17 protein-coding genes and 3 tRNA genes are annotated in these 13031 nt (G+C 72.6%); 6 read left to right on the forward strand and 14 right to left on the reverse strand.

The window, feature by feature from the left end:
• Window positions 1-13: 13 nt before the first annotated feature.
• The 8 genes from ACF1G2_RS17090 to ACF1G2_RS17125 form a co-directional block, all read right to left on the reverse strand.
• Complete coding sequence (locus ACF1G2_RS17090; protein ID WP_391799001.1) at window positions 14-937, reverse strand: hypothetical protein; 924 nt, start codon at window positions 935-937, stop codon at window positions 14-16.
• A complete protein-coding gene (locus ACF1G2_RS17095; RefSeq protein ID WP_391799002.1) occupies window positions 937-1491 on the reverse strand; it encodes a SigE family RNA polymerase sigma factor in 555 nt (184 codons plus the stop codon). The genes ACF1G2_RS17090 and ACF1G2_RS17095 overlap by 1 nt, the downstream gene beginning before the upstream one ends.
• A gap of 92 nt (window positions 1492-1583) precedes the next feature.
• Window positions 1584-2642 carry a UDP-N-acetylmuramate dehydrogenase gene (locus tag ACF1G2_RS17100; protein ID WP_391799003.1) on the reverse strand — a complete coding sequence of 353 codons (1059 nt, stop codon included), beginning with the start codon at window positions 2640-2642 and terminating at the stop codon, window positions 1584-1586.
• 225 nt (window positions 2643-2867) lie between these two features.
• Entirely contained in the window at window positions 2868-3296 is a 429-nt protein-coding gene (locus tag ACF1G2_RS17105) for a MaoC family dehydratase (protein WP_383168442.1), read from the reverse strand.
• Between the two features lie 3 nt (window positions 3297-3299).
• Window positions 3300-3752 (reverse strand): MaoC family dehydratase N-terminal domain-containing protein, encoded by a 453-nt coding sequence (locus ACF1G2_RS17110; protein ID WP_391799004.1) that lies wholly within the window; start codon window positions 3750-3752, stop codon window positions 3300-3302.
• 82 nt (window positions 3753-3834) lie between these two features.
• The gene (rpmG, locus tag ACF1G2_RS17115) at window positions 3835-3999 is read right to left on the reverse strand and encodes a 50S ribosomal protein L33 (RefSeq protein ID WP_003956487.1); all 165 of its coding nucleotides are present in this window, start codon (window positions 3997-3999) and stop codon (window positions 3835-3837) included.
• Window positions 4000-4087: 88 nt separating this feature from the next.
• Window positions 4088-4160 (reverse strand) — tRNA-Met (locus ACF1G2_RS17120).
• Between the two features lie 44 nt (window positions 4161-4204).
• A tRNA-Thr gene (locus tag ACF1G2_RS17125) sits at window positions 4205-4277 on the reverse strand.
• 251 nt (window positions 4278-4528) lie between these two features.
• Here ACF1G2_RS17125 and ACF1G2_RS17130 point away from each other — a divergent pair.
• Together ACF1G2_RS17130 and ACF1G2_RS17135 are read left to right on the forward strand one after the other, a co-directional pair.
• Window positions 4529-5809: an amidohydrolase family protein gene (locus tag ACF1G2_RS17130; RefSeq protein ID WP_391799005.1), complete on the forward strand. Its 1281-nt coding sequence runs from the start codon at window positions 4529-4531 to the stop codon at window positions 5807-5809.
• A gap of 2 nt (window positions 5810-5811) precedes the next feature.
• On the forward strand, window positions 5812-6468 hold the full coding sequence (locus ACF1G2_RS17135; RefSeq protein WP_391799006.1) for an NAD(P)H-binding protein: 657 nt from the start codon (window positions 5812-5814) through the stop codon (window positions 6466-6468).
• Window positions 6469-6489: 21 nt separating this feature from the next.
• On the opposite strand, the gene ACF1G2_RS17140 is transcribed toward ACF1G2_RS17135, so the two are convergent.
• Both ACF1G2_RS17140 and ACF1G2_RS17145 read right to left on the reverse strand, forming a co-directional pair.
• Window positions 6490-7053 (reverse strand): dihydrofolate reductase family protein, encoded by a 564-nt coding sequence (locus tag ACF1G2_RS17140; RefSeq protein WP_391799007.1) that lies wholly within the window; start codon window positions 7051-7053, stop codon window positions 6490-6492.
• Window positions 7054-7179: 126 nt separating this feature from the next.
• A tRNA-Tyr gene (locus ACF1G2_RS17145) sits at window positions 7180-7261 on the reverse strand.
• Window positions 7262-7442: 181 nt separating this feature from the next.
• Between ACF1G2_RS17145 and ACF1G2_RS17150 the strand changes: the two genes are divergently transcribed.
• The 3 genes from ACF1G2_RS17150 to ACF1G2_RS17160 all read left to right on the forward strand — a co-directional run bounded on the left by ACF1G2_RS17150 (window position 7443) and on the right by ACF1G2_RS17160 (window position 9144).
• Window positions 7443-7931, forward strand: coding sequence for a YajQ family cyclic di-GMP-binding protein (locus tag ACF1G2_RS17150; RefSeq protein ID WP_147980723.1), 489 nt, complete (start codon window positions 7443-7445; stop codon window positions 7929-7931).
• Window positions 7932-8023: 92 nt separating this feature from the next.
• On the forward strand, window positions 8024-8518 hold the full coding sequence (locus tag ACF1G2_RS17155) for a methylated-DNA--[protein]-cysteine S-methyltransferase (RefSeq protein ID WP_391799008.1): 495 nt from the start codon (window positions 8024-8026) through the stop codon (window positions 8516-8518).
• Window positions 8518-9144 (forward strand): alpha-ketoglutarate-dependent dioxygenase AlkB family protein, encoded by a 627-nt coding sequence (locus ACF1G2_RS17160; protein ID WP_391799009.1) that lies wholly within the window; start codon window positions 8518-8520, stop codon window positions 9142-9144. Before ACF1G2_RS17155 ends, ACF1G2_RS17160 begins: the two co-directional genes overlap by 1 nt.
• 59 nt (window positions 9145-9203) lie before the next feature.
• On the opposite strand, the gene ACF1G2_RS17165 is transcribed toward ACF1G2_RS17160, so the two are convergent.
• Entirely contained in the window at window positions 9204-9473 is a 270-nt protein-coding gene (locus tag ACF1G2_RS17165) for a GlsB/YeaQ/YmgE family stress response membrane protein (protein ID WP_391799010.1), read from the reverse strand.
• Between the two features lie 56 nt (window positions 9474-9529).
• On the opposite strand from ACF1G2_RS17165, the gene ACF1G2_RS17170 reads away from it, so the two are divergent.
• Window positions 9530-10774, forward strand: coding sequence for an APC family permease (locus tag ACF1G2_RS17170; protein ID WP_391799011.1), 1245 nt, complete (start codon window positions 9530-9532; stop codon window positions 10772-10774).
• A 31-nt stretch (window positions 10775-10805) separates the two neighbouring features.
• Here the strand turns inward: ACF1G2_RS17170 and ACF1G2_RS17175 are convergent, their stop codons facing one another.
• The 3 genes from ACF1G2_RS17175 to htpX form a co-directional block, all read right to left on the reverse strand.
• A complete protein-coding gene (locus ACF1G2_RS17175; RefSeq protein ID WP_391799012.1) occupies window positions 10806-11642 on the reverse strand; it encodes a DUF3592 domain-containing protein in 837 nt (278 codons plus the stop codon).
• A gap of 69 nt (window positions 11643-11711) precedes the next feature.
• Window positions 11712-12107, reverse strand: coding sequence for a YccF domain-containing protein (locus ACF1G2_RS17180; RefSeq protein WP_391799013.1), 396 nt, complete (start codon window positions 12105-12107; stop codon window positions 11712-11714).
• Window positions 12104-12967 carry a zinc metalloprotease HtpX gene (gene htpX, locus ACF1G2_RS17185; RefSeq protein WP_391799014.1) on the reverse strand — a complete coding sequence of 288 codons (864 nt, stop codon included), beginning with the start codon at window positions 12965-12967 and terminating at the stop codon, window positions 12104-12106. The genes ACF1G2_RS17180 and htpX overlap by 4 nt, the downstream gene beginning before the upstream one ends.
• Window positions 12968-13031: the final 64 nt, after the last annotated feature.

Here is a 13031-nt window from a genome sequence, read left to right on the forward strand (position 1 = left end):
ACGCGGCGGGGACCTATCCGCAGTCGCCGCTGCGGGCCTCCACCGGGCTGTACGTGGTCGTCCTCGGGGTCTCCTCGGCCCCGGCCGGCCACTCCAGCACCGCCGTCCGCTCGGAGGTCAGGGTCATGAAGGCGGCCAGCGGAAGCTCGTTCGCCCAGTCGACGTGCGTCTCCGTCCGCCCCTCGCTCTGGGCGCGCCACAGACGGCCCGCGAAGACCGCGTAGCGCGTCCCGCACTCCTTGGTCATGTCGTACGGGTACCGGACGTTCCGCTCCGGGCGCTCGGGGCCGAGGGTGGCGGCGGGGGCGTCTCCGTACCGCCGCTCCGGTTCCGCGCCGAGGCACTCGGGCGCGGGTCCGGCCAGCGGCCGGAAGCGGAGTGCGGGCAGCGCGGTGGGCGTCTCCGTCTCGAAGACGGCCGTGTCCGGCTCCGAGCGGGAGCGCACGCCGTCCGTCCAGCTCATGAAGCCCCGCATGCGGTCGTCCGCCCACCGCACCGCGACCGACGATCCGCCGTCGGCCAGCTCCCAGACCCGGCCGCCGAAGACGGCGTACCGGAGGTCGCAGACGGCGGAGAGGTCGTAGCGGTAGCGGACGCCCTCGGCCGGCCGCCTCGGCCCGGTGTCCAGGGGGTCGTGGGCTCCGGACGGGGGCTGGGGCGCGTACTTCCCGTCGTACGGACGGGTGGGGGTGACCGGCCCCGCGGTCGGGCCCGAGGGCGGAGCCGGAGCGTCCTCCCCTCGGACGACGAGGACGGAGCCGCCGGCGACCAGGAGCGTGGCCGCTCCCGCCGCGAGCGAGCGCCGTAGGTGCCGGATGCGCCGTCCCCGTGCCACGACGGTGGCGACGGGCGCGGGCCCGGCGCCGGCCCCCCGGTCGCCGCCGGCGAGATCACGCAGCCCACGCCTCAGCCTCAGGAGTGCGTCGGAGTCGTCCATCACACGCCCCTTCCCGCGTAACCGGCGAGCGCGCCCGCGGCGCGCAGCCGTGCCAGGGCCCTGTTGGTCCGGCTCTTGACCGTCCCGGGCGAGCAGCCGAGCAGCTCGGCCGTCTGTTCCACGGACAGGTCCTCGTAGAAGCGGAGCACCACCACCGCGCGCTGTGCGCGGGGCAGGGCGGCGAGTGCACGGGCCAGTTCGAGGCGCGCGTCGGCGCCGCCGGCCATGTCGTCGCTTCCCGGCGCGGGCACTCCGTCGTGCGCGGGGCGTACGACTTCGGTGTGCCAGCGGCGGCGGCGCCAGGTCGCGTAGAGGTTGACGACGACCTTCCGGGCGTACGCCTGGGGCGATTCCCAGCCCGCCGAGCCGCCCCAGCGCAGATAGACCCTGACCAGCGCCGCCTGGACGAGGTCCTCGGCGGCGTGCGGGTCGCCGGTCAGGAGCCGGGCGGTGCGCAGGAGCGAGGCGTACGCCGACTCGGCGAACTCCCCGAAGCCGGCGGACTCGGTGCGCTCGGTGCGCTCGATGAGCTCCGGTGGGCCCGTCCCCTCCACGACTCCCCCTCGGCGAGCGGTGCGGCCCCGCTTCCCGGGAGCCTGTCACCCACTCGACAACCTGGGGAACCCGGAGGGTTCCACGGACCCGCTCAGATGCTGACGCCCACGGTGACCGGCTCGTTGACGAGCGTGATCCCGAACGCGTCCCGTACGCCCGCGACGACCTCGCGGGCGAGCGCCAGGAGGTCCTCCGTGGTGGCCTCGCCTCGGTTGGTGAGGGCGAGGGTGTGCTTGGTGGAGATACGGGCGGGGCCGGAGCCGTAGCCCTTGGTGAAGCCGGCCTTGTCGATGAGCCAGGCGGCCGACGTCTTGACGTCGCCGTCCGCGCCCGCGGGGAAGGCCGGCGGGGTCACGTCGTCGCCGAGCCGCTCGGCGACGCGGGCGAGGAAGGTCTCGTACTCGGCCGCCGTGAGGATCGGGTTGGTGAAGAAGGAGCCGGCCGACCAGGTGTCGTGGTCGTGGGGGTCCAGGACCATGCCCTTCCCGGCGCGCAGCCTCAGGACGGTCTCCCGGGCCTGCGCGAGCGGGACGCGGTCACCGGCCTCGACGCCGAGGGCGCGGGCGGTCTCCGCGTACTTGACCGGCGCGGAGAGCCCCGCCGCGTCCTCCAGCTCGAAGCGGACGCGCAGCACGACGTAGCGCTCCGGGTCGGCCTTGAAGCGGCTGTGACGGTAGGAGAACGCGCAGTCGGCGTTGGCGAGGGTGACGGTCTCGTCGGCCCGGCGGTCGTAGGCGACGACCTCGGTGATGGTGGCGGAGACCTCCTGGCCGTACGCGCCGACGTTCTGGATCGGCGTCGCTCCGGCCGAGCCGGGGATCCCGGCGAGGCACTCGATCCCGGCGAGCCCCGCCTCGACGGTCCGCGCGACGGCGTCGGTCCAGACCTCGCCGGCGGCGAGCTCCAGCGTGGTCCCGTCGAGCGCGAAGCCCTTGGTCGCGATGCGCAGCGCGGTTCCGTCGAACCCCTTGTCGCCGATGACCAGATTGGACCCGCCGCCGACGACGAGCAGCGGCGTCCCGGCGGCGTCCGCCTCACGGACGACGGCGATCACCTCGTCATCGGTGGTGGCCGTGACAAGCCGGACCGCGGGCCCGCCGAGCCGGAAGGTGGTCAGGGGGGCGAGGGGAGCGTCGTGGAGTTCCTGCACGCGCTCAAGAGTACGGGGCGCATTGCGTAGGCAATGCGATACGGCCGGGGGCGGTCCGCCCCCCCCCGGCGCCGCTCCGAGCCGGTACGGGCTGGGAGCCCGGCCCCGCGGCCCCACCGGGGCGGGCCCTCTGCCCGAGGCGGGCACCCGCGAGCCGGAGACCCGACCGGCCCCCGGCCTCCCGGCCCGGGGCGAGGGCCCGGAGGCCCTCACTCCCGGGATCGGCTACGCGAGCCTGACCACGGCCCGGGACACGCCCAGGACCTTCTGCCCGGCCGACTTCGCGAGCAGGTCCACCCGGACCAGCCCGTCGTCCAGCTTCGCCGCGACCTTGGCGCCGACCTCGATCACCGCGCCCTCGTCGTCGTTCGGCACGACCACCGGCTTGGTGAACCGCACGCCGTACTCGACGACGGCCGCCGGGTCGCCGACCCAGTCGGTCACGACCCGGATCGCCTCGGCCATGGTGAACATGCCGTGCGCGATGACGTCCGGCAGGCCGACCTCGCGGGCGAACTTCTCGTTCCAGTGGATCGGGTTGAAGTCCCCGGAGGCGCCCGCGTACTGCACCAGCGTGGCGCGCGTCACGGGGAAGGACTGCGCCGGCAGCTCGGTGCCGACCTCGACCTCGTCGTAAGCGATCTTCGCTGCCATGACTCAGGCCTCCTCGGGCGCGCGCGAGACGAGCTTGGTCCAGGCGGTCACGACGTGCTCGCCGGTCTCGTCGTGGACCTCGCCGCGGATGTCCAGGATGTCGTTGCCGGCCATCGTCTTGATCGCCTCGATGGTCGAGACGACCGAGAGCCGGTCCCCCGCCCGCACCGGCCGGGTGTACACGAACTTCTGGTCGCCGTGCACGACACGGTCGTAGTCCAGGCCCAGCTGCGGGTCCTCGACGACCTGCCCGGCCGCCTTGAACGTGATCGCGAACACAAACGTCGGCGGAGCGATCACATCGGGGTGACCGAGCGTCTTCGCCGCTTCCTGATCGACATAGGCGGGATTCGCGTCGCCGATCGCCTCGGCGAACTCGCGGATCTTCTCGCGTCCGACCTCGTAGGGCGCGGTGGGCGGATAGGTCCGGCCCACGAAGGACTGGTCGAGCGCCATGGACTCGATACCTCCTGGATTTGTTGCCGACAAACGACACGAGGCCGCCCCCTGGCGGGGACGGCCTCGTGTACGAGCCTGATTAACGCGTCTCGCGGTGTGCAGTGTGCGAGTTGCAGCGAGGGCAGTGCTTCTTCATCTCAAGACGGTCCGGGTTGTTACGCCGGTTCTTCTTGGTGATGTAGTTCCGCTCCTTGCACTCCACGCAGGCCAGCGTGATCTTCGGGCGGACGTCGGTGGCAGCCACGTGAGTGCTCCTTGACGGACGGATGGACGGATGAACGCATAGAAGAGTAGCCGATCGCAGGACCGACCCCACAATCGGCTACTGTCTGTAGCGGTGACCGGACTTGAACCGGTGACACAGCGATTATGAGCCGCTTGCTCTACCGACTGAGCTACACCGCTTTGATGGTCGGGTTCCCGCCCGGAGGCGGGTTCCTTCTCACCAGAGCCCCAATACGGAATCGAACCGTAGACCTTCTCCTTACCATGGAGACGCTCTACCGACTGAGCTATTGGGGCGAGCGATGAAGACATTACACGCTCCTCCGCCGATCGCCCAAATCCGTTTCGAGGCCCCACAGAGGGGCACGCGCGCGGACCTGTCACCCCCGCCCCGTGGGCCACTCGCGCGCCACAGGTACGCCACTCGTGGCCTCATCAGTACGACTATTGCGCTCCTCCTCGAAGGGCGGCCGGACCGCCCCTAGGCTCGGCCCCACGCTGCGTGATCTTGATCTTGAGCTTGAACTTGAGGAGCCTTGAGGAGCCCGATGTCAGCCGACAGCAAGCAGCCCCAGCCGCCGCCCGAGGACCGGTCCGCTGCCACCGCCGACTCCACCTCGCTCCTGCTCTCCAACGCCCGCCTCACCGACGGCCGGACGGTGGACGTCCGGCTCGGCGGCGGCCGGATCGAGGCCGTCGGAACCGCGGGCAGCCTGACGGCCGTCGGCGCCCGCGTCGACCTGGCCGGCTATCTGCTGCTCCCCGCGCCCGCCGAGCCGCACGCCCACGCCGACACCGCCCTCAGCGCCGACACCCCGGGCCCCGTCTCGTACGCCCCCGAGGAGGTCCAGCGGCGGGCCACGGAGGCCGCGCTGCTCCAGCTCGGCCACGGCGCCACCGCACAGCGCGCCCACGTCCGGATCGGGGACGTCCACGGGCTCGGCCCGCTCGAGGCGGTGCTCCAGGCCCGGCGCTCGCTGCGCGGCCTGGTGGACCTGACCGCGGTCGCGGTGCCCCGGCTGCTGACGGGCGCGGCGGGCGCGGACGGCCTCGCGATGCTGCGGGACGCGGTGAAGATGGGCGCGAGCGTGGTGGGCGGCTGCCCGGACCTCGACCCCGACCCGGCCGGGTACGTGGAGGCGGTCCTGGAGGTGGCGGCCGAGCAGGGCTGCCCGGTGGACCTGCACACGGACGCGGACGACCCGGCGCGGCTCGCCCGGTTCGCGGCCATGGCGGGCGGACTGCGGCCCGGGGTGACGATCGGCCCGTGCGCGGGGCTCTCCCGGCTCCCGTCGGACGCGGCGCGGCGGGCCGCGGACCAGCTGGCGGCGGCCGGCGTGACCGTCGTCTGCCTGCCTCAGGGCGGCTGCGGAGCGACGGAGCGGCGCGGGACGGCACCGGTCCGGCTGCTGCGGGCCGCGGGCGTGCGGCTCGCGGCCGGCGGAGGAGCGCTGCGGGACGTCTCCAACCCGGTGGGGCGCGGGGACCCGCTGGAGGCCGCTTATCTGCTGGCCTCGCTCGGCGGGCTCCCGGCGGAGGACGCGTACGGGGCGGTGAGCGCGGCGGCGCGTACCGCGATGGGGCTGACCGAGGTACGGGTGGAGGCCGGGTTCCCCGCGGAACTGCTCGCCGTGCGCGGCGAACGCCTCTCGGGCGTGCTGTCCCTCGCGTACAGCCGGATCGTCGTGCACCGGGGGCGGGTGGTGGCCCGGACGAGCGCGGTCCGCGAGTACTGCGACTCGGCGGCGGCGCTCGATCTGCCGCGCCAGGCCCGGCCGGAACGCCCGGAGCCGGGAAGCCCTCCGGCCGGTCCCGTCGTACGGTCGTGAGTATGCGCATTGTCATCGCTGGAGGACACGGTCAGATCGCCCTGCGCCTGGAGCGCCTGCTCTCGGCGGCGGGACACGAGCCGGCGGGGCTCATCCGCAGACCCGAACAGGCCGACGACCTGCGGGCGGCGGGTGCTGAGCCGATCGTCCTGGACCTGGAGTCGGCGACGGTCGAGACGGTCGCTGCGGCACTGCAGGGCGCCGATGCGGCGGTCTTCGCGGCCGGCGCGGGCCCGGGCAGCGGCCTGGACCGCAAGGACTCGGTGGACCGCGCGGCCGCGGTGCTCTTCGCGGACGCGGCTGAACGGGCGGGCGTACGCCGGTTCATCGTCGTCTCGTCGATGGGCGCGGACTCCGCCCACGAGGGCGACGAGGTCTTCGACGCCTACCTGCGCGCCAAGGGCGCGGCGGACGACTCCGTACGCGCCCGCAGAGGCCTGGACTGGACGATCCTCCGCCCCGGCATGCTCACGAACGACGCGGGCACGGGCCTGGTCCACCTCCAGGCTTCGACGGGCCGCGGCCCGATCCCCCGCGACGACGTGGCGGCGGTCCTGTCCGAGCTCCTCGACACCCCGGGCACGGCGGGCCTGACGCTGGAGCTGATCAGCGGCTCAACTCCGGTGACGGTGGCGGTGAAGGCGGTGGCGGGCGAGTAGCCCTTCACCCGGCTCCCTCCGCTACCGCACCACGCGGTGGCGGAGGTAGACGACTCTCGGCCCGAAGGTGCGGGACTCGACGAGTTCGAGGTCCACCCGGCGCTCGTCCCGGGGGAAGAACGGGATTCCGCCGCCGACCAACACCGGGTAGACCATGGCCCGGTACTCGTCGATCAGCCCGGCGGCGGCCGCCTGGGCGGCGAGGGTCGCGCCGCCGATCGCGATCTCGCCCTCCCCCGGCTCGGCCCGCAGCCGCTCGATCTCCTCGGCGACACTCCCGGAAGCCAGGCGGGCGTTGCCCTGCACCTCGGAGAGCGTGGTGGAGAACACCACCTTGGGAAGCGGATTCCAGAGCGAGATCCACTCGCGCTCGGCGTCGTCGAGCTCGGCATCCTGGTCGGCGGTCTCCCAGTACAGCATCGTCTCGTACAGCCGCCGGCCCATCAGATGGACGCCGACCTCCCGGATGTCGTCGATCCAGAAGCGGAAGACCTCCGCGTCGGGGCCGCCCCAGTCGAAGCCCCCGTCGGGCCCGACGATGTAGCCGTCGAGCGAGACGTTCATCCCGTAGGTCACGCTGCGCATCAGAAGCCCTCCTCGGCATCGGTCTCGCCATGTATGACCCCCGACGCCCCCGGAACTCATCGCTCCACGCACAGCAGAACGGCCCCTGATCAGCGTTTCCGCTGATCAGGGGCCGTTCTTATCGCGTGGCGGCGCCAGGATTCGAACCTGGGTAGGCTAAGCCGACGGATTTACAGTCCGCTCCCATTGGCCACTCGGGCACACCGCCATGGGATGTCGCTGCCGGGAGCCGCTTTTCGGCGGTGCTCCGTGGCAACGACGTAAACGATACCTGATCCTCCGGGGTGCTTCGCCACCGGATTGATCAGCGGTTCGGACGCGATCCGATGACTAGGCTTGGCGCCGTACGCCACGCAACCGCATCGCATCCGAACAAGGAGCCACACGTCATGGCCGACTCCAGTTTCGACATCGTCTCCAAGGTCGAGCGGCAGGAGGTCGACAACGCCCTCAACCAGGCCGCGAAGGAGATCTCGCAGCGCTACGACTTCAAGGGCACCGACGCCTCGATCTCCTGGTCGGGCGAGAAGATCCTCATGCAGGCGAACGGCGAGGAGCGCGTGAAGGCGATCCTCGACATCTTCGAGACCAAGCTGATCAAGCGCGGGATCTCGCTCAAGTCCCTGGACGCGGGTGAGCCGCAGCTCTCCGGCAAGGAGTACAAGATCTTCGCCACGATCGAGGAGGGCATCTCCCAGGAGAACGCCAAGAAGGTCGCGAAGGCCATCCGCGACGAGGGCCCCAAGGGCGTCAAGGCGCAGGTCCAGGGCGACGAGCTGCGGGTCAGCTCGAAGAGCCGGGACGACCTGCAGGCCGTGCAGGCGCTGCTCAAGGGCAAGGACTTCGACTTCGCGATCCAGTTCGTGAACTACCGGTAGTCCTCACCAGCTGCGTGTCCGAATACCGCCAGCCCTCGGGCGGGCGAGCCTCGCACACTGGGCGAGTGGTGAGCGCGAGGAGAGGAACCGCCATGACCGTGTACGCGTACGTCGACGGGCCCCTGGGCCGGATGCTGCTCGTCGGGCGGGGCGGCGAGGACGGCGGGCGGACCGCGCTGGTCTCGCTGTCGCTGCCCGGGCAGAAGGGCGGTGCCGCCGTCGAGGACGGCTGGCGGCACGCGCCCGAGGCCTTCGAGGAGATCGCCGGGCAGCTCGACGAGTACTTCGCGGGCCGGCGGGAGCGGTTCGACGTCCCGTTCGCGGAGAGCGGTACGGAGTTCCAGCGGCGCGTCTGGAGTGCTCTGGAGGAGATCCCGTACGGCGCCACCGTCTCGTACGGGGACATCGCCCGGACGGTCGGGTCCTCCGGGGCCGGGGTGCGGGCCGTCGGAACCGCGATCGGGCGCAACCCGCTGCTCGTCGTGAGGCCCTGTCACCGCGTCATCGGCGCGGACGGCAGTCTGCGCGGGTACGCGGCCGGCCTGGAGCGCAAGGAGCGGCTGCTCGGCCTGGAGCGGGCCGTGTGATGGACGCGCTCTTTCCGCGTGAGCGGGCGGAGATCGCCCCCGGCGCCGTGCACGTCCCCGGATGGCTTCCCCCGGAACGGCAGCGGGAGTTGGTGGCCGCCTGCCGGGAGTGGGGGCGCGGGCCCGTCCCGTACCGGCACACCGTGCTGCCGGGCGGCGGGGTGATGTCGGTGCGCTCGCTCTGCCTGGGGCGGCGCTGGGTCCCGTACCGCTACCTGGAAACGGTCGATCTCGAACTGCCCGACTGGCTGGGGTCGTTGGGACGTCGGGCGGTCGCCGAGGCCTACGGGGACGACGGCGGCTTCGCGCCCGACACGGCTCTCGTGAACTTCTACGACGCGGGCGCGGGCGCGAAGATGGGGCTGCACCAGGACAAGGAGGAGCGGTCCGGTGCGCCGGTGGTGTCGCTGAGCCTCGGCGACCGTTGCGTGTTCCGGTTCGGGAACACCGAAACCCGCGGGAAGCCCTACACGGACGTGGAGTTGTCGTCCGGGGATCTCTTCGTCTTCGGCGGGCCCTCGCGCCTCGCGTACCACGGCGTGCCCAAGGTCCTTCCCGGCACGGCCGATCCGGACCTCGGGCTGACCGGGCGGCTCAACATCACCCTGCGGGAGACGGGGCTCTAGGGCGCCCCGGGGCCACGCCCCGTCGCCAGGTCGCCCCCGGGCCACGCCCGCCCGCGGGCTCAGCGCGAGCGCGAGTGACCGAAGAGGATCCGGTACGCGATCAGCAGCACCAGCGCGCCGCCGACGGCCGAGAGCCAGGTGGCCGTGTCGTAGAAGCCGGTGGTGATCGGGCGGTCGAGGAACGTGGAAGAGAGCCAGCCGCCGACGAACGCGCCGGCGATGCCGATGACGGTCGTACCGATGAGCCCGCCCGGGTCGCGGCCCGGGAGCAGGACCTTGGCTATGACTCCCGCGAGGAGGCCCAGGACGATCCAGCTGATGACGTTCATGCCGGAGAGGACGCCGGGGCGCCGGCCGCGGTTGCGGGGCCCGTAGTGTGCGGTGCATGACACAGGGACTGCGCCGCACCCTCGGGGTGTTCGACGCCGTCGTCATCGGGCTGGGCTCGATGGTCGGCGCCGGGATCTTCGTCGCGCTCGGCCCGGCGGCCGAGGCGGCCGGAGCCGGGCTGCTCCCGGCCCTCGGGGTCGCCGCGGTCGTCGCGTACTGCAACGCCATGGCCTCGGCCCGGCTCGCCGCCCTGTACCCCGCCTCCGGCGGCACCTATGTGTACGGTCGCGAACGTCTCGGGGCGTTCTGGGGGTACCTGGCGGGCTGGGCGTTCGTCGTCGGCAAGACGGCCTCGTGCGCGGCGATGGCGCTGACCGCCGGGGCGTACCTGTGGCCCGAGCAGGCGCACGCTGTGGCGGTCGCCGCCGTGGTGGCGCTGACGGCCGTGAACTACGGCGGTGTGCAGAAGTCCGCCCTGCTGACCCGGGCGATCGTGGCGCTGGTCCTGGCCGTCCTGGCGGCCGTGGTCGTCGCCTCGCTGAGCTCGGGAGCGGTCGACCTCGGGCGGCTCGCTCTCGACGGCGAGGTGACGGCGAGCGGGATGCTCCAGGCGGCGGGGCTGCTCTTCTTCGCCTTCGCGGGGTACGCGCGGATCGCCACGCTCGGCGAGGAGGTGCGCGACCCGGCCCGGACCATCCCGCGCGCCGTGCCCCTCGCCCTCGGCATCGCGCTGGCCGTCTACGCGGCGGTGGCGGTGAGCGTCCTCGCCGTCCTCGGGCCGCAGGCCCTCGCCGCCTCTCCCGCCCCGCTGGCCGACGCGGCCCGGGCGTCGGGCGCCGGGTGGCTGGTCCCCGTGGTCACGGTCGGCGCGGCCGTCGCGGCCCTGGGCTCGCTGCTCTCGCTGATCCTCGGCGTCTCCCGTACGACCCTGGCGATGGCCAGGGACCGGCACCTGCCGTCGGGGCTGGCCGCCGTGCATCCCCGTTCCCAGGTCCCGCACCGGGCGGAGCTCGCGGTGGGCGCGGTGGTGGCCGTGGTGGCGGCCACGGTGGACGTGCGGGGCGCGATCGGCTTCTCGTCCTTCGGCGTCCTGGTCTACTACGGCATCGCCAACGCCTCCGCCTGGACGCTGGGGCGCTCCCGGGGGCGCTCGAACCAGGTGCTCGCCGCGACCGGCCTCGCGGGCTGCGGGGCGCTGGCGTTCGCGCTGCCGCCCGCCTCCGTCCTGGCGGGCGTCGGCGTCCTCGCGGTCGGTACGGTCGCGTACGCGGTCAGCCGGGGGCGGCACACCGGTACGTGAGGGGCTCGGGGCTCCGACCGGCCGTCTCCCCTCAGGGCCGGCCGGGGCCGAACGCGAGCCACGCCCCGAGCCAGAGCAGGAGGCCCCCACCGGCCAGCAGCAGCGTCACCTTGCGGATCACCGCGGCGAGCGGGGCTTCGTGGGCGGCCCGGTCGGGCCGGCGCGGGTCGTAGACGACGGTGAGGGTGGGCGCCGTACCGGAACCGGAGCCGGAACCTGAGCCTGTGTACGGGCGCGGGATGCCGGCGGCGTCGTTGAAGTAGTACCGGGGACGCGCGTCGTCGGCCCCGACCCGCTCGGCGTCCGTGGTGACGCCGTGCCGGGCGAGACGAGTCCGGCGGAGCACCTCCTCGACGGCGAGGAGGCAGACGGACAGGCCGACGAAGAGCGGGAAGAGTCCGGTGATCACGCCCGTATCGCGCTCGCCGGGGGTGTCGTCGGCCCAGGCGGCGTAGCCGGCGTAGGCGAGGGCGATGGCCGCGACGACCGCGATCCGGTACCAGCGCCCGCGGCGGACGGCGGGGCGGATGACCAGGGCGCTGCCGGCCGGGTCGCGCCGCTCGGGCAGGGCGTCGGCGAGCGCGGCGGCGAAGGAGGCGGACGCGGCCTCGGGGACGCCTTCGACGCGATGGACCTCACCGTCGGTGAGCACGATCTCCAGGGCGGACCCCGGAGCCTCGGCGACACGGGCCTCCGCGACGGCGGCGAGCGGGATGACGGTGATCCCGTCGGTACGCGAACCGGACCGCGTACTGATGCGCGAACCGGTACGCACACCGCTCCCGCCGTCGGCTCCCGCGAGGGTGAGTGCGCCGGTGCCGAGCGTCACCGACACCCGGCGGCCTTCGAGTCTCTGTATCGAACCCATGCGCATGATCATGACGGGGCGGGCCGCAGCGGCCTCGGCCGCCCCGCCCCGGTCACCGCAGGGCGGGCACTAGACGGTGTATCCGTACGCCTGCTCGGAAGGGACGATCTCCTTGCCCAGCGGCAGCAGCGAGACCGGGATCAGCTTGAAGTTCGCGATGCCCAGCGGGATGCCGATGATCGTGATGCAGAGGACGATGCCGGTGGTGATGTGGCCGAGCGCGAGCCACCAGCCCGCGAGGATCAGCCACAGCACGTTGCCCACGCAGGACGGGGCGCCCGCGTCGTGGCGGTCCACGACGGTGTAGCCGAAGGGCCAGAGGGCGTAGACCCCGATCCGGAACGCGGCGAGTCCGAAGGGGATGCCGATGATCGTGATGCACAGCAGGACGCCGGCCAGCATGTAGCCGAGGAACATCCAGAGGCCGCACAGGATCAGCCAGATGACGTTCAGGATTGTCTTCACGGGCGGTGACCTGCCATCTGTTCGAGTCGGGCGATGCGCTCCGCCATCGGCGGGTGCGTCGAGAACATCTTCGAAACGCCTTTCCCCCCTCCGAAGGGGTTGGCAATCATCATGTGGCTCGCGGTCTCGATCCGCGGCTCGGGCGGCAGCGGGAGCTGCTTCGTGCCGGCGTCGAGCTTGCGCAGCGCGCTGGCCAGGGCCAGCGGGTCGCCCGTGAGCTGGGCGCCCGACGCGTCCGCCTGGAACTCACGGGACCGGCTGATGGAGAGCTGGATGACGGAGGCGGCGACCGGACCGAGGATCATGATCAGGAGCATGCCGAGCAGCCCCGGCCCGTCGTCGTCGCTGGACCGGCCGACCGGGATCAGCCAGGCGAAGTTCACCAGGAACATGACCACGGAGGCCAGCGCGCCGGCTACCGATGAGATCAGGATGTCGCGGTTGTAGACATGGCTCAACTCGTGGCCGATGACCCCGCGCAGCTCGCGCTCGTCGAGGATCGCGAGGATGCCTTCCGTGCAGCAGACGGCCGCGTTCCGCGGGTTCCGTCCGGTGGCGAAGGCGTTGGGCGCCTGGGTGGGCGAGATGTAGAGCCGGGGCATCGGCTGGCGTGCCTGGGTGGAGAGCTCACGCACCATCCGGTAGAGCGCGGGGGCCTCGAACTCGCTCACCGGGCGGGCGCGCATGGCCCGCAGGGCCAGCTTGTCGCTGTTCCAGTAGGCGTACGCGTTGGTGCCGACCGCCACGACGAGCGCGACGATCAGCCCTGTCCGTCCGAAGAAGCTGCCGATGACGATGATGAGGGCCGAGAGCCCTCCGAGGAGTACGGCGGTCCTCAGCCCGTTGTGCCGGCGGTGCACGGTACGCCCTCCAAGTGGTGCGGCAGGGGAACCCTTTGCTCGGTGGCGGTCCTCCCCCGGACTC

It is taken from the genome of Streptomyces sp. NPDC013457 (genome assembly GCF_043089925.1).
Lineage (GTDB): Bacteria > Actinomycetota > Actinomycetes > Streptomycetales > Streptomycetaceae > Streptomyces.